The organism is Tangfeifania sp. (genome assembly GCF_055108615.1).
This window is the reverse complement of the sequence record NZ_JBSQIC010000010.1, coordinates 1-17,066: the sequence shown is the minus strand read 5'-3', so window position 1 is coordinate 17,066 and position 17,066 is coordinate 1. Positions and strand designations below refer to the sequence as shown.

Annotated in this window: 12 protein-coding genes; 7 read left to right on the top strand and 5 right to left on the bottom strand. The window is 43.0% G+C overall.

The features are described 5' to 3' along the window. The first annotated feature begins 15 nt into the window (after positions 1-15). The 4 genes from ACTCNA_RS03755 to ACTCNA_RS03740 are packed head-to-tail and all read left to right on the top strand — an operon-like array spanning position 16 to position 6,562. A complete protein-coding gene (locus tag ACTCNA_RS03755) occupies positions 16-2,010 on the top strand; it encodes a cellulase family glycosylhydrolase (RefSeq protein ID WP_462946558.1) in 1,995 nt (664 codons plus the stop codon). 12 nt (positions 2,011-2,022) lie between these two features. Beyond that, positions 2,023-3,936, top strand: a complete 1,914-nt coding sequence (locus ACTCNA_RS03750) for a glycoside hydrolase family 44 protein (protein ID WP_462946557.1) — start codon at positions 2,023-2,025, stop codon at positions 3,934-3,936. Positions 3,937-3,951: 15 nt separating this feature from the next. After that, positions 3,952-4,920 (top strand): glycoside hydrolase family 5 protein, encoded by a 969-nt coding sequence (locus ACTCNA_RS03745; RefSeq protein WP_462946556.1) that lies wholly within the window; start codon positions 3,952-3,954, stop codon positions 4,918-4,920. Between the two features lie 19 nt (positions 4,921-4,939). Further along, the gene (locus ACTCNA_RS03740; protein ID WP_462946555.1) at positions 4,940-6,562 is read left to right on the top strand and encodes a glycosyl hydrolase; all 1,623 of its coding nucleotides are present in this window, start codon (positions 4,940-4,942) and stop codon (positions 6,560-6,562) included. A 13-nt stretch (positions 6,563-6,575) separates the two neighbouring features. Here the strand turns inward: ACTCNA_RS03740 and ACTCNA_RS03735 are convergent, their stop codons facing one another. Both ACTCNA_RS03735 and ACTCNA_RS03730 read right to left on the bottom strand, forming a co-directional pair. After that, entirely contained in the window at positions 6,576-7,289 is a 714-nt protein-coding gene (locus ACTCNA_RS03735) for a head GIN domain-containing protein (protein WP_462946554.1), read from the bottom strand. 115 nt (positions 7,290-7,404) lie between these two features. Further along, on the bottom strand, positions 7,405-7,989 hold the full coding sequence (locus ACTCNA_RS03730; RefSeq protein ID WP_462946553.1) for a hypothetical protein: 585 nt from the start codon (positions 7,987-7,989) through the stop codon (positions 7,405-7,407). 86 nt (positions 7,990-8,075) lie between these two features. Between ACTCNA_RS03730 and ACTCNA_RS03725 the strand changes: the two genes are divergently transcribed. After that, positions 8,076-9,236, top strand: coding sequence for an iron-containing alcohol dehydrogenase (locus ACTCNA_RS03725; protein WP_462946552.1), 1,161 nt, complete (start codon positions 8,076-8,078; stop codon positions 9,234-9,236). 7 nt (positions 9,237-9,243) lie between these two features. Here ACTCNA_RS03725 and murB read toward each other — a convergent pair whose 3' ends face one another. The 3 genes from murB to ACTCNA_RS03710 form a co-directional block, all read right to left on the bottom strand. Beyond that, positions 9,244-10,260: a UDP-N-acetylmuramate dehydrogenase gene (gene murB, locus ACTCNA_RS03720; protein WP_462946551.1), complete on the bottom strand. Its 1,017-nt coding sequence runs from the start codon at positions 10,258-10,260 to the stop codon at positions 9,244-9,246. Positions 10,261-10,362: 102 nt separating this feature from the next. Continuing rightward, positions 10,363-11,499, bottom strand: a complete 1,137-nt coding sequence (locus tag ACTCNA_RS03715) for a glycoside hydrolase family 88/105 protein (protein ID WP_462946550.1) — start codon at positions 11,497-11,499, stop codon at positions 10,363-10,365. 54 nt (positions 11,500-11,553) lie between these two features. Next, positions 11,554-14,454, bottom strand: a complete 2,901-nt coding sequence (locus ACTCNA_RS03710) for a glycosyl hydrolase 115 family protein (RefSeq protein ID WP_462946549.1) — start codon at positions 14,452-14,454, stop codon at positions 11,554-11,556. Positions 14,455-14,939: 485 nt separating this feature from the next. Between ACTCNA_RS03710 and ACTCNA_RS03705 the strand changes: the two genes are divergently transcribed. After that, positions 14,940-16,151, top strand: coding sequence for a hypothetical protein (locus ACTCNA_RS03705; RefSeq protein WP_462946548.1), 1,212 nt, complete (start codon positions 14,940-14,942; stop codon positions 16,149-16,151). A 21-nt stretch (positions 16,152-16,172) separates the two neighbouring features. Next, on the top strand, positions 16,173-17,066 hold an 894-nt coding region (locus ACTCNA_RS03700; protein WP_462946547.1), incomplete at its 3' end, for a quaternary amine ABC transporter ATP-binding protein.

The window sequence follows — 17,066 nt, the reverse complement described above, 5'->3', positions numbered from 1 at the left end:
CAACAACAAATTGATATGAACCCGAAATTACCCGGAATATTTATTTTCATCCTCACACTTTTTTTTACTTATACTCCAAAAGCAAATGCCCAACTTACGCCTCATGAAGCGGTAGCGCAAATGAGAAAAGGCATAAACCTGGGCAACACGCACGAACCACCAACTGAGGCAGGCTGGAATAATCCCCGGGCAGAAGAGTACTATTTCGATTTATACAAAGAAGCGGGTTTTCAATGCGTGCGGATACCCGTGAGGTGGGATAACTACACTGGTAAAACTCCACCCTACAAAATTGATAATTACTGGCTGAACCGAATAGAACAAGTTGTGGACTGGGGATTGGAACGCGATCTTTTTATTGTGATTAATGCTCATCATGAAGAATGGATTAAAAGCAACTACTCTGAGGCTAATAAAGCCAGGTTCGACAGCATCTGGTCGCAAATTGCCACCCATTTTAAGGATAAACCCGAAAAACTCATTTTCGAAATTATTAATGAACCCTACGGATTAACGAAAACCCAAAATGACGATCTGCATGCCCGGGTTCTTTCAATTATCCGAAAAACAAATCCAACCCGGCTCGTAATTTTTCAGGGGCACAACTGGGGAGGCTCAGACGATCTGCTCAATGCAGAGATACCCGATGATAACTATGTGATTGGCTCCTTCCACTCTTATGATCCTTACCTGTTTGGGCTCGAAGGCGAAGGCACCTGGGGTTCGGCGGCCGACTACAACCAACTTGACCAAAAGTTTAAAGGTGTAGCCGATTGGTCAGAAGAAAATAACATTCCGGTCTTTCTCGGCGAGTTTGGTGCCATAAAAACAGCCGATTACAATTCGCGTATGCGGCATTACCGGGCGTATGTAGAGCTTTCACAAAAATACGGATTTACCCCGGCTGCATGGGACGATGGCGGAGATTTCAGGATAATGGAGCGCGGGCAACGCGACTGGAATGAAATAAAAGATATATTAATCCATACCACTGCAAACTCACCAAAACCATTTGCAGTAGTTTTCCAGGATTCAATAATCCAGGTAAGCTGGAGTCCGAACACTTCCAACCACGACAGCATTATTGTTCAGCAAAAACTGGCTACATCGCGGCATTTTACCACCATTGCCACGTTAGCCCCCGAAGAACAAAAACTAAATATTGTGAAACCCTCGCTTACAAACAAATATTACGATTTCAGGATTATTGCTCATTTTAACGATACAAACAACCTTTTTTCGCAACCCGTCAGGGTATTTTTTCCGACATGGGCGCGCCCCGTGCGGATTCCTTTTAACGACACGCTCGCTGTTATCCCGGGAATAATTGAAGCCGAAGATTTTGATAAAGGCGGAGAAGGATTTACCTATCACGATTCCAATGAATTAAACATTGCAGGCGATTATCGTCCCGAAGAAGGAGTAGATATTTACGATCGGCTGGGCGATGGATTTCATATAGGAAACGTTATGCCGGGCGAATGGACAGAGTACTCGGTAAATGTGCTTACCGAAGGTTGGTACAACATTTCGGCCTATGTGGCTACATTCGATGACGGCGGTACCTTTCAAATTGAGATTGATACGGTTTCATCAGGTCCCGTTACTGTTTCGGCCAGCGGAAGCCGTTTGAATACAATTCCTGTTACAACCAAAATGTACCTTAATGCAGGCAAACAAATTTTCAGATTTACCATACTCGATGGCCCTCAATTCAATGTCGATAAATTTGAATTTGAACTGACCACCTATACAGCACAACCGTCCACTCAAAAAGAATTGGGATTTTCCCTGCACCAAAATCCCACCAATGAACTGGTTATTAACCAAAAACCCGGAACAAAACTTATTCAGCTAAATGTTTATAATCTGAACGGAAAAGTAATCAAGATGATATCAAACCCGGATTCTACCGAAAAAATTTCGGGTTCTGAATTTTCCACCGGATTGTACGTCGTTAAAGGTTTTTCGAAAACTGGAATTTACACTGAAAAAATTGTGATTAAGTAAAATCTTGAAAACATGACTATAAGAACAATCCTGTTCATACTTATAGTATTTTTTCTTTTCCCTGGCTTGCCAAAAGCGCAGCAACCGGTTACAATAACCGTGGCAGCCGGAGCGGAAAAGTCAAAAATATCACCTTTCATTTTTGGGAAAAACAACAGCCTCTCTGACAGTCCGGGCAATCCGGTTTCTGTATCAGAATGGCAAAAACTGAAAGATTTGGGGATTACTATGTTCAGGGAGAGTGGAGGAAACAATTCAACAAAATACAACTGGTGCCGGAAACTTACCAGCCATCCCGATTGGTATAACAATGTATATGCGCACGATTGGCGTTACGCAGCACAATCGTTACAGGAAAATATCCCTTCAGCGCAAGGCATGTGGGCCTTTCAGTTAATTGGTTATGCCGCCAAAACCAGTTCCCATAATTTCAACGACTGGGAATACAACCGCTCGCAATGGTGGAGTGGCGTGCATCAAAACCTGGCAGGTGGCGGAGTTGTGAATCCTGAAGGCGGTTCAAAGGCACTGGAAGAAGGCAATCCGGACCTTTACCTCGAAGAGTGGCCTGCCGATTCAACCGTTAACATTCTCGGACACTGGTTTAACCCGGCCGGTGCAGGGCTCGATTCCACAAAAATAAGGTACTGGGGAATGGATAATGAACCGGAAATATGGAACGGCACCCACGACGATGTGATGCCTGAGCAAATTTCGGCCGAAGAATTCATGCAAAAATATTTTTTAGTAGCAAAAAAAGCCCGGGCACTTTTCCCGGGCATCAAACTTTGCGGCCCGGTTCCTGCCAATGAATGGCAATGGTTCAACTGGAAAGATGATGCAATTTTGTATAACGGGAAGAAATATGTCTGGCTCGAATATTTCATAAAACGAGTAGCGGAAGAACAGGCAGCCACCGGAATTCGCCTGCTGGATGTACTGGATATCCATTTCTATCCGGGTGAAACTGCTCCGGAAGATATTGTTCAGCTCTACCGGGTTTATTTCGATAAAAACTACGTTTATCCGGGAGCAAACGGGGTAAAAAGAATTAATGGTGGTTGGGATAACAGCCAAACCAAAGAATTCATTTTTGCGCGGTGTGAAGAGTGGTTGCAAAAATATATTGGCCCGGATCATGGCGTTACATTCGGAGTTTCGGAAACTTCGGTTAACAGCAATAATCCTAATGTAGTTGCTTCGTGGTACGCATCTGCCCTGGGCGAATTTGCCAAAAACGGAGTCGGTTTTTTCACACCCTGGGATTGGAAAACCGGCATGAGCGAAGTTATTCACTTGTTTAGCAACTATTCCCACCCCTATTTTGCAGAAGGTAATTCATCTGATGAAAACTATGTTTCGGCCTACCCTACTATTAACGAAAATGCTGATTCAATGACCCTGTTTCTTGTAAACCGGCATTTATCTGAAACAAAAACTGTTCAGATCGATGTCAGGGATTTTACAATCAAAAATGCTCCGATAAAAGTTCTGACACTTTCCGGGTTACCCGGGGATGAAACCTTTGTTTCACAAAGTGAAAATGCCCTTAAGCACTCCGAAATTGTTAACCCGGAATTTTACCTGGAAATGGAGCTGGAACCGCTTTCTTTAACAGCTGTTCTTTTGGAAGCTGCTCCTTCATCATTTCATTTAAAAAAAACTGAGGATTTGGAATTTAAGATATTCCCAAATCCGGTAAAAAACAGCTGCTCAGCTGAATTCAACCTGAATGATTGGAGTAAAATTCAAATGGTTTTAAGGACCGGAAACGGACAACGAGTTTCAATTCTTGCTAATGAATTTTTCAACGCAGGCAAAAATGTTGTTGAATTTGACTTGAGCAGCTATCCGCCGGGAATATATTTCGTAACAATTCAAACTGAACATAGCTATTCAACACAAAAAATTTCGTTAATTCAATAATCAAATCAATTAAAAATGAAACCAATAATTCCTGTTTTACTGATACTTGTAATTTCCCTTTCTAATTGTGCTTTAACTACACAACCCGTAAAAGAGCATGGACAGCTGGCTGTTAAAGGCAAATATTTGGTTGATAAAAATAAAAATCCAATCATGCTTTCAGGGGTGAGTTACGGCTGGCACAACTGGTGGCCAAGATTTTACAATGAAGAATCGGTAGCCTGGCTGGCAAACGACTGGGGTTGCAATGTTGTCAGGGCAGCACTGGGTGTTGGGCCTGAAAACAGTTACCTCGACCGCAAAGAATGGTCGAAGAAAAAAATTGAAGCAGTTGTAAACGGTGCCATCAAAAACGATATATACGTCATTATCGACTGGCACAGCCACGAATTTCATCAGCAGGAAGCGATTGAATTCTTTTCAGAAATGGCACAAAAATACGGCGATTATCCGAATGTTATTTATGAAATTTTTAATGAACCGGTGCGCGACTCCTGGGAAAAAGTAAAAGCCTATTCCGTTGAAGTAATTAAAGCCATCCGGGAACACGACCCGGATAATATCATCCTTGTGGGAAACCCACACTGGGATCAGGATATTCACCTGGTTGCGGACTCCCCCATTGAGGGATTCGACAACCTGATGTACACCGTTCATTTTTATGCCGCCACACACAAGCAGAAACTAAGGGACCGCTGCCAGTACGCCATCGATAAAAACATTCCCATTTTCATTTCCGAATCGGCAGGAATGGCCGCCGATGGCGACGGCCCCATAAATTATGAAGAATGGCAAAAGTGGATTAATTTCATGAAAGAAAACAAAATAAGCTGGGTAACCTGGTCGATTTCAGATAAAGATGAAACCTGTTCCATGCTGAAAAAATCAGCCACCCATAACGGTAACTGGAAAACAGAAGATTTAAAAGAATCGGGAAAAAAAACCAGGGAGTTGCTTCGGGAAATGGCCGGATTAAAAAAATAACATTATTAAATTTATCAGAATGAAAAAGTTAATAATACACTCCATTTTATTGATGTTCATTTGCAATGCAACCTTTGCCCAAAGTTTTGAAGCTGAAGATGCAACACTGACCAATGGAGCCTACTCCGTTGCAAGCAGTAGTGCTTCGGGGGGGTATTATGTTGCTCAAAAAGAAGGTGACCTGGAGTTTTCCGTCACCCTCGAAGAAGAGAACTTTTTCAACATTTACATCCGCGCCGCGGCTCCCAACGGAGATAAAATCAACAAATTCATAATTGATGATGCACGTGTGGATTTTTCGCTCTCGCAAAACAACAGCTATATTTCGCTGAAAGTAGTAAGCAACCTGAAACTGGCAGCGGGAGAACATACCGTAAAAATTGAAAAATCGTGGGGCTGGATTAATATCGATTATATTGAATTTGAAATAGCAGATCAGTCTGAAAGGTTTAATGTGGGTGAAAACCTGGTTACACCCGATCCTGCAGATAATGCAGCCAGACTTTACCAGTTTTTGCACGACCACTACGGCAAAAAAATTGTTTCGGGAGCCATGACGCTGAACAGCATGGATGAAATTAACTGGTTGAAATCAAAAACCGGAAAAGAACCGGCACTGATTGGCCTCGATTTTATGCATTGTGGGCGGGGTTACAACTGGTATAACGATGAAGAACCCATTAACGATGCCAGAAATTATTACAACCGACACGGTATTCCGGCTTTTTGCTGGCACTGGCGCGATCCGTTGCGCAAAACGGAAGCATTTTATACTGATGACACGGATTTTGATGTGGCTAAAGTGTTGGATGAAAACTCTCCGGAATACCAGGCAATAATTGACGATATCGACTTCATTTCAGGCTTGCTGAAAAAGCTTCAGGATGATGGTGTACCTGTTTTATGGCGCCCTTTGCACGAAGCAGCCGGCGGATGGTTCTGGTGGGGAGCAAAAGGCCCGGAGCCCTGTAAAGAGTTATACCGGCTTATGTACGACCGCATGGTAAACCACCACGGACTGAATAACCTGATTTGGGTGTGGACCAGCCAGCCCAATGATTATGAGTGGTACCCCGGACATGAATACGTTGACATTGTTGGTCGCGATATTTATGAGGATGGCGACCACAGCTCTCAAATAATTGAATTTAACCAGCTGAATGACATGTTTGATGGTAAAAAAATTGTGGCACTTACTGAATGTGGATCGATTCCAGACCCGGAAAATTTAATTGCCGACGAAGCTGCATGGTCCTATTTTATGCCCTGGTGGGGAGATTTTGTGCGTAACAGCAAATACAATTCAGTTGATTTCTGGAACAAGCTGTTCGGGCATGAATATGTGCTCACACTCGACGAAATGCCGGATTTAAAATCGTATGAAACTACTTCTGCTACGGTGAAAATTCCGATGACAGAAGATAATTCGTTCAGGGTTTATCCCACAATTGTTACCAGTGAATTGCATGTTGAAAATGACAAACCGGTTAAAAACCTGTCAGTTTACAACATTTCAGGTAAATTATTGAAAAACTTTCAATTCAATTCCCCAAAAACGGTAATTTCGTTTTCATCTTATCCCAAAGGAGTATATTTTATAAAAGTAAATAATTATGAAGCCGTAAAAATAATTAAGCAATAAAAAAACGTACTTTTTATTCACGTTTTACCGATCCAAGCCCGTCAATAAACTCGGTGAGTTGGGGATTGCCCCTGTACTTAATTTTTCCTACGCCTTTTATGGTTGCATTTAGGGTTTCGGTGGCATAAACGCTTCCGGTTCCCACCCCTTCAATAAAAAAAGTTACATCCCTCGTTTTCAGCTCATCGGCATCCACATGACCGGCTCCGGTAACTTTCACATCGAGTGATTCGGCAACACCATTGAGTTCAAACATCACGCCCCCCTCGGTTCTGATACCTATGTTCCGGGATTTTGCCTTTATTTCAATTTTTGCTCCCCCTTTAACATCTACCATAAAATCATCCAAATCAAGGTATCCTCTTGTATATAACTTAATGCCACCTTCAATTCTGAGCCGTTCAAAATTTTTGAAAGTAAGGTAAAGTGTTATCCGGCTGAAATCAAAAGGTTCCCTGTCCACATGCAGGTGAAGCCTCCCGTTCCGATTGTCGATATCCAGATAATCGAACGCACCGGAATCCGATGCCCGCACTTCGAGCGAGTTTTCATTTCCCTGAATAAGGTAAACCTTAAAAGCTCCTTCAAGAAACAACTCATTGAAACGTTCAATTTCGTATGTTCTTGTTAAATCGTTCTCCTGAAGCCCCTTTGCCGGATTAGCTTTTGCCAATCCAACTGTCAGGAACAACACCATTGAAAGGCAAAAAAATTGCACGGTTTTCATTTCAGTTTCAGTTTTAAAATATAACGAGAGTAAAAGTAATACTTTGCCGGATTATTTATTTATAAATTCGACGAACAGATGAATTTGGAAGGTAAAATCAGGGTTTGGAATCCGGTTAAATCAACCGGCGTAAAAAAAACAAACCATAAAAAATTAAAAGAAAGAAAGCTACCACCACAAAATGATCAAAATAAGAAAATTGAATCATCGACTGTAAATAAATCCCTACATAAACCACTGACAATACACTCAATGCCAGCAAAATATTCACATTTTCCCGCCCTCCTTTTAGCATTATTTGTGTGGAGAATCCTCCCCAAATCAAGGCAAAAACAAACAAACCAATACCTTCAGCAATATTCCCGGCATTAATCCGGGCAAAACCAAATATCAGAGGCAAGAGGGAAACAATAAGCAGGCTTCGGCCAAGGCTTCTGCGAACTTTTTCCCTGCTGTTTTCATTTTCAATTGTTGGAAATAAACTGCGTTTTAACGGCTCAGCCTGGAATTCGGGATTTACCAAATCCTGCTCTGAATTAATTAGTTTTCGTTCAATAGCTTCCTCCACGGCAATGTCAACTGCTTCTGACTGATAATGTTTCCTTTTTTTCAGAATATCCAGAATCTCTTCATCCGTTTGTTTGTTAATTAATTCTTTTAAATGGCTGTTATTTTCTTCCTGTTTTGATTTTTCGTTCATTTTAAAATACATTTATCATTGAAAAACAAAATAAACCCAAAATTGTCATTAAAAAAAGAAATTAGAAAACTGTAAAAAATAATACCATGTACAACTTTGAATATCAAAATCCTGTAAAAATTATTTTCGGGAAAGGCACTATACCAAAAGTGGCCAACGAAATTCCTGCCAATGCCAAAGTACTTCTTATATACGGAGGTGGAAGCATAAAACGAACTGGTGTTTACGATAAGGTTAAAGATGCCTTGAAAAATATGGATTTGCTTGAATTTGGTGGCATTGAGCCCAACCCGCATTACGAAACCTGCATGAAAGCGGTTGAACTCATCAAAAAAGAAGATGTCAACTTTCTGCTTTCAGTGGGTGGTGGCTCAGTACTCGATGCCACAAAATTTATTGCCGCGGCAGCATTATACAAAGGTGATGATCCGTGGGATTTTCTCTCGCACCGGTTTGAAATTGAAGTGAAAGAAGCACTCCCGCTTGGCGATGTTTTAACACTGCCGGCAACTGGTTCCGAAATGAACGGAAATGCAGTGATAACGCGCGAATCGACACAGGAAAAACTGTCTTTTGACAGCCCAAAAGTAATGCCGCAATTTTCCATTCTCAATCCTGAATGTATTTTCACACTTCCCGACAAGCAGGTTGCAAATGGTATTGTCGATGCTTTTATGCATGTACTGGAACAATACCTGACATTCGCAGTGAATTCTCCTATTCAGGATCGTTTTGCCGAAGGTATTTTAACCACGTTAATCGAGGAAGGCCCGAAAGTACTGGCCAACCGTAACGATTACGATGCCGCTGCCAATTTAATGTGGAGTGCCACAATGGCACTGAACGGATTAATAGGTTCGGGAGTTCCGCAAGACTGGGCCACACACATGATAGGCCACGAACTCACCGCATTCCACGGCATTGACCATGCACGCACGCTGGCCATTGTTTTGCCTGGCATGATGAACATTAAACGCGAAAACAAAAAAGAAAAGATACTGCAATTTGGCGAACGTATCTGGGGAATTACCGATGGTACTTACAACGAGCGAATAGATAAAGCCATTGCAAAAACAGTTGAGTTTTTCGAGTCGCTGGGAGTGCCTTGTACACTAGCCGATTACGATGTGCCTGCTGAAACGATTGAAAAAATAAAAGCCCGTTTCAAACAACGTGGAAGCAAACTGGGCGAAAAAGCTGATATCGATTATAATGAAGTTGAAGCAATTTTGCAGGACAGGATGTAATATCGGGTCAAACGCAATTGACTTCAGTTTCAAGCTCGATATCAAACCCCTTTTTTACTGAATTTTTAATTTTTTCAGAAAGATTAAAAATATCCTTTCCGGTGGCATTGCCGTAATTAACCAGCACAAGGGCTTGTTTTTCGTGTACTCCGGCATCGCCATCGCGAAAACCTTTCCAGCCGGCTTTTTCGATTAACCAGCCGGCTGCTACTTTCATTTTTTCATCACCTGCAGGGTAAACCGGTAATTCAGGAAACTCCGATTTTAACCGGTTGGCCTTTTCTGCGGGCACTACAGGATTTTTAAAAAAACTGCCTGCATTGGGCAGTTCCTCCACCTGTGGCAGTTTTGAGTTGCGGATATCGATTACAGCCTGGCGGACATTCTTCAGATTTACTTCTCCGAGGGTTTCAACTTTTTGCAAAACACTGCCGTAATCCAGGTTGAATTCCGGAAACTTATTAAGTTTGAAAACCACCGAAGTAATGATGAACCGGTTTTTAAACTTCCTCTTAAAAATACTGTTGCGGTACGAGAACTCACATTCTTCTGCAGAAAATTCCTTTTCCTTGTTTTCCATTAAATCAAAGCCTTTTACAGTTTCAATGCAATTGCCGGCTTCCTGCCCGTAAGCACCGATACTTTGAACCGGTGCAGCCCCCACATTCCCCGGAATAAACGAAAGGTTTTCGATACCACCCAGTTCGTAATCAACAGTGTACTGAACAAATTCATCCCAGTTTTCACCTGCTCCGGCTTCAATCCAAATATGCTGACGGTCTTCTTTCACAGGGTAAATCCCTTTGCTGTTGGGGTGAAAAACCAGCCCGTCAAAATCACCTAAAAACAGTATATTGCTTCCGCCTCCCAGAACAATCATCCGGTCCTCTTTCCACGAATCATTGGAAGCTACAAACGTTTTCAAATCTTCCGTTTCGGTAAATTCAAAAAAGTAACGCGCTGAAACGTCAATACCAAATGTATTCAGCGTTTTCAGGGAATAATATTCAAAAAAGCGTATCATAAAATTTTTTGCAATGATACAATTTACCGGGCAATTTTGCCTGAATTTGTTAAAACAAAATTGCTGAATTCTTCAGGTGAAAATTTATAGTTTCAGAAATGTTCAGTCTGCGTCTTCCATTTTGTACACTTCCGTTCCGGCAAGCAGGAAACAGCCCAGTCCGTAGTCTTCAAAATCGGGCACTTTATCGTACGTTACCGGCTGGCCGGCACTCGGTTCTTTCCCGGTCCCCTGCACGTAACCAAGAAAACCATTTTCATGCAGGCAATCATTTACCAGCCCGTTCCAGGCTTTTGTTATCACTGGCATATACTTCTCACGTTCGAGTAAACCGTTATTGATTCCCCAGGCCATTCCATACACAAAAAGTGAGGTTCCTGTTAGTTCTTTTCCCCCGTAGTTGGTCGGGTCGTGCAGGCTGGCATTCCAGAAACCATCTTCACGCTGAATGGGAACAAGCGCCTCCATCATGGCCAGGTAATCGTTCATGTATTGTTCGCGGTGTTTTTCATTTTCAGGAATTGTGTTAAGAACGCGTACCAGCGCAGCCACCACCCAGCCGTTTCCGCGGCTCCAGTAGCAATCCTCACCATTTGGTTCGGTGTAGGGCGGGTCGAAATCGGCATCGCGCCACCACAGTCCGTCTTCTTCGTTAAACAGTCCGTTTTCACCATGTTCGTTGCGGGTAAACATGTACATTTCATACATTTTGTCGAAATACTTTTCATCGTTATAAACTACGCCCAGTTTGGCAAACACCGGCATCGCCATCTGGATGGCATCTATCCACCACCAGTCGTCGTTTTGCGGTGTGTTCACCATCATGTCCATGCAAATTTTAATGTTTTTAATGCGCGTGGGGTCGGGTAAAATGTTGTACAAATCGATGTAAGTCTGGCCACAGCACTGGTCGTCGGCATTGCGGGTAGTGTTTCCGTTACGCATACCCCAGTTGTGGAATTCGGCCCAGTCAACCGCATAATCGTAAAATTCCTTTTTCGGAAAAATCTGGTGCAGCGCCATCAGGCCTTCGTAATACACGCCGCGTGTCCAGATGTTGCTGGGGCGTTCTTTGTCGGTTACCAACGTTTTACCCACATTGGGATTTTTGGTCATGAAATATTTGTTGGCAAGCAGCATGTCGCTCAACACTTTTTGTCTTTGCGTCAAATCCTGAGCAAAAGATGAAAATGTTGAAAAAAGGGCAAAAATGAAAAGTAAAATTCCAGTTTGTTTCATGGTTTGTTTCGTTTAGTAAAATATGGTTGTTTTAAACTTTCTGTAAAAATAGAATTAATTCACGAAACCCGTTTCCGGTGGTTTCAGGTAAGTTGGTTTTTCCTGGCCCGAGCGAACCACAACTTTCTGAATCACCAGCCCTGCATCCACCATCCAGATTTTCACGGTATGTTTCCCGGGTTCCCGAATGTTGTGTTTTGTTGACGTTTCAATACTGTTGTTGCTTACCCAACGCTCCCAGTCCTGCAACGTTTCATTTTCGTGAAGGTTGATGATTTGCGGCTCTTCGTCATCCACCGAAACGGCAATTTTGCGGGTTTCGTCGTTGGTGTAGTAGTTCAGTGTGGGCGAAAGCAACACGTTCAGTTCAACCTCACCTGGTTCAAAAAGAAAGATGTCGTATTCCAGCCGCGGACTGTCATCGTCCGGCTCAATTCTTTCGGCAGTTACCGGTTTTACAGTCACCCCGCTAAGCGTTCTTCCAAGCCCCGGAATCACTTCCCAGGTAATATTTTTGGTTTCAATTTTACGGTTAAAATGTTCGGCTTCGATGGAAACATAGCCTTTACATTCGGGAAAAGTTTCGGCGAGTTCGTTTTCGGAAACTGTGGGTTTAAATACCCGTGCAATGACTGTAACGGATTGCCCATTGCCGGAAATTTTCACAGGAACTTCATGGGTACCTGCCGGAACTAAATCACGATTCACACTTGCCCACAAACGCACCTCGTCCTCCACCGTTCCGTTTGCCGGATGAAAAGTGAGCCAGTCTTCATCCACTTCAACACGATAAAAAAATGGCTCCTCACCACGATTAAATATTTCGATATAAACCGAATTTCCACAAACGGTGCTGATTTCGGGCAGCGACACATCGGCCACGCCGCTGATCCAGAATTTTTCCGAACCTTCGATGGCCAGGCCCATTTCCGCTTTTTCAGGAACAGAAATCGTTTCAACCTCCGGCATTGAATTTTCGGGTGGTTGCTGCCAGTAGGTGTACCCAATGTGTGTTTGCGCCATCATGTGGTTCCATTTTCCGTCCGCCAGTTCGGTGTGGTAATAGTCAGTTATTTCGGCATCCTTTTCAAACAACTTTTCAACCCGGCTGGCCATTTTATTGGTCAACGAGCGTCCCTGACTGGCATACAGCCGGTTTTTGGCGGTAGTTACATACAAATCGTTGAGGTTGGCGCAGGCAATTATGGGGTGCAAAACCAACTGATAAAAAGCATCTTTCTTTTCAGAAGGAATTTTTTCATACAATTTTTTTGCCCGTTTTGCTAATTGATTGTAGTCATTTCGGATGCGTTCAGCTTCGTTAAAATGGATCAGGCTGTATGTTTCGGGCGACAACAATTCCGGTTTGCGGCGTCCGTTGTATTTGGTGTAGAGGCGGAGCATTTTCGCAATTTCGGTGCTGTGTTCGCTGCCGAATTGTTCTTTAGCCCACAATTCAGTGTATTCATTCAGCCGATCGGCCGGCCAGGCATCCGGGTCGAAAGCAAAGTCGAGAAAGAATGAAATGGGCAGTTCCATGGGTTTCAGGTCGCCCACATTCACAATCCAAATCCGGTCAACTCCATGGCGGTAAGCCAAATTCATCTGCTCCCAAACCCGTGGCAGCGGACTGGTATTTAGCCATTTGTAATTTCGAGGCCCGCCCACATAGTCGAAATGATAATAAATTCCGTAGCCGCCTTCGCGTGGCAATTCGTCCGGCTCCGGCAGTTTGCGGATGTTGCCCCAATTGTCGTCGCACAACAACAACGTAACATCATCGGGCACGCGCATTCCCTTGTCGTAATAATCCTGCACTTCTTTGTACAATGCCCAAAGCTGGGGCGTTTCCGAGGCATCTTTACCAGTCACATCTTCTATAATTTCGCGCTGGTCGGCAACAATCCGCTCGAGCAGCTCGATGTTGGTTTCGTCGGTCATGGCCATGTCACCATTGCCGCGCATGGCAAGTGTAACAATGCTTTCGCGGTCATCCATCCGCTCAATTCCGCCTCTCCAGAACTCTCTTAAAATTTTCGCATTTATTTCGTAATTCCAATCGCCCTCGCCGCCAGCTTTCCACTCGGTGTGGGCGCGCATCATGGGTTCGTGGTGTGTGGTTCCCATCACAATTCCCAGTTCATGGGCCAGTTCAGCATTTTGCGGGTCGTCGCTGTAAAAACCGGCCCACCACATGGCCGGCCATAAGTAGTTTCCTTTCAGCCGGAGAATCAGCTCAAAAACCTTTTTGTAAAAAAGATGGTTGAACCCGCCATAATTTTCAACAGCCCAACGACCGAGAGCCGGTTCCTCATCGTTCAGAAAAATGCCACGATATCTCACTTTTGGCGTACCCAGGTTATATCTTCCTTTTTTTACAAATAATTCGGATTTAGTTTTCGGCGTAACATCGCTCCAGAAATGCCATGGCGACATTCCTATCTGTCGCGAAAGGTCGAACATGCCGAAAATGGTTCCCCGTTTATCACTTCCTGCAATTACCAAAGCTTTCGGAATATTTGGAAAAGGATTTTCAACCACCTGAATAAGCGAGGTCTCCCATTTTCCTTTTAAATCGTCAACACTGATTTTACCCGACTTAACCAGTCCGTCAATCATCTTGCTTTTCCCTATTGTTCCGATAATTACAACCGGCTCACCATACGGAAACTGGTCGAGAATAACCCGCGGCTTTGTTCCTGTAACTTCATAAATATCATTTTGGACCATGCGTGCCACTTTTATGACACCCGAAAATTCATAACTATCCAACACTATCGGTGCAGATATACCGGATTCAACAAGCGTAAAATCTTCAGGCGAAGGATGTTTTGTTAAATACGAAACGGGGGACAAATTTCCTTTACCATCTTCTGCATTCGCCTTAAAAACGGATAAAAAACTCAGGACAAACAAAGAAAAGAATACAAAAATTTTGAATTTATTATTAATCATTTCCCAACAGGTTTAAACGTTTAATGATTTACAAAACCAATATACTCTTTTCCTGAGAAATAACAAGTTTACAATGAGTTAACATCGATTTCTCCAAAACATTAAAACACTAACAATGAAAAACTTACAACTTTTAAATTCAAAATGTAAAAAGGACAATTTTTAAGGTAGCTTCATTTTTTGTTTCTTTGCACCGGATTATGATAATTTCAATAACGGAAGCGTCACAAAATACAATTGAAATTGCGAATGGCCTTTCAGAACTGAAAAGCCCGGAAGATCACCCTGAACCCAAATTTAAAAACCACAAAATCAAATCATTGCCTCAGAACAATAACAATTTGAAAATGTTATTAAAGAAGTTTGTAACAAATTTAAGTTGAACGAAACCAACAAAAAATGAAGACATAAAAATGTTTTGTTGAACCATATATAGAAAGAAAAAAAACAGTTTTAGAACCATTTAAAAATTATTGTTTATGATTATGAAACGAAAATTACTTTTTATTGCATTACTATTATCGAGTTTTTTAACTTTTGCACAAGATGAGGAGAAAGAAGACGGTTTTACGTTTGGCGGTGCCATGCGTTATAACATTATTTCGACAAATTACGAAAGTGGATCTAACAATTTGAACCCTCAATTTACGTGGGACACATGGCGGTTGAATGTTGACGGTTCGATGGCCGGGATCGACCTCAGTTTTGAGTACAGGTTTTACCCCACCTTCGGGTCACACTTTATCCATCACGGATTTCTGGGTTATGCCTTTTCTGACAATGTTTACATGGAGCTTGGTGTAACACAGGTGCCTTTTGGCATCACTACTTATGCCTCGCACTCATGGTGGTTCCAGGGTCCTTACTATGTTGGACTGGAGGATGACTACGATATGGGTATTAATTTCGACATTAACACCGGAGAAAACGGTATTTTGTCTCTGGCCTATTTTCGCCAGGCAGAACCTGAAGGGCCACGTGCCGGTGGTGATGTAACCTACGGAAACGCAGGTCCCGGTCGCTATTCTTACGACATTGTTCCGGGAACCGGTGCAATTGAGAACAACGGCGAAACTGCAACAGTGGCAGCACATATCCGCGAACTCGGACAGTTTAATGCCCGCTATGCCTACAATGTAGCCGAGGGTTGGGAGCTCGGAGCTTCCGCCCAAATTGGTGGAATTTACAACTCTGTTTTAGATGAATCTGAAACTTCTACCGCATTTGCAGGGCATGTTGTCGGAAATTTTGGTAACTTTAACCTTAAAGCTGAGTATGTTAATTATAACTACAAAGCTAAAAGCGATGACGGACAGGAGCTCGACGTGATTCAGATGGGAGCCTACGGCGATATTTATTACGGTGGCGATAACTACACAGGTGGTGTAGCATCCAAAGCCAACATGTATGTTGCCGGATTAGCTTACACCATTCCGGTTGAATGGGGTCCCATTTCAAGTATTCAACCGTATGTTGACTACACGTTAATTGACAAAACAAATGAAAACTTTCACGACACCGAACATTTAGTTCCCGGATTCCTGGTAAGTGCAGGAGGTATTTATGCCTATTTCGACTATGCAATGGGTAAAAACCAACCCTGGCTGACTGATGATTTTGGTAAAGGATTAGGTTCAGGTGTTGCCGATCCGGATTGGAACAAACGTTTCAACATTAATATTGGATACTATTTCTAAAAACAATTAACTAAATAATTTATGGCCGAAGAAAAAGATATCAGAATTAAAGTGGAGAACCTGACCCTCATTTTCGGGAAACGAAAAAAAGAGGCGCTGGAACTTCTCAATCAGGGTTACAGCAAGACTGACATCCTGAAAAAGACAAAATGCACCGTAGGTGTAAACAAGGCCAGTTTCGAAATTAAAAAGGGAGAAATTTTTGTTATCATGGGGCTGTCGGGCAGCGGAAAGTCAACACTTATCCGCTGCCTTAACCGGCTCAATGACCCGACCGATGGCAGAGTGTATTTTAAAGAACACGATATCACCCGTGATTCGAACAAACAATTGCTCGATACCCGCCGCACCGAAATGAGTATGGTCTTTCAGAAATTTGGCCTGCTCCCACACCGGACTATCCTGGAAAACGCAGCTTTCGGTCTCGAAATAAGGGGCGAGCCCAAAGAGCAACGGGAAGAAAAAGGCCGCAAAGCACTGAAGACCGTTGGGTTGGAAGGTTATGAAGATCAGTACCCCGCGGAGTTGTCCGGAGGAATGCAACAACGTGTTGGCCTGGCAAGAGCTTTGGCCAACGACACTGATGTGCTCTTGATGGACGAGGCATTTTCGGCACTCGACCCGCTGATTAAATCCGATATGCAGGATGAGTTGCTGCAAATCCAGAATAAGTTGCATAAAACCATCGTGTTTATTACGCACGACCTGGCTGAAGCCATGAAAGTGGGCGACCGGATTGCCATTATGAAAGATGGCGTGGTGGAACAAATTGGTACAGCCGAGGAAATTCTTACTAATCCGGCAACCGAATATGTTGAGGCATTTGTGGAAAAAGTGGATCGGAAAACCATTATTACAGCCGAAACACTAATGTTCAACAAACCGACAATTGTCAGGTTCAAAAAAGACGGCCCC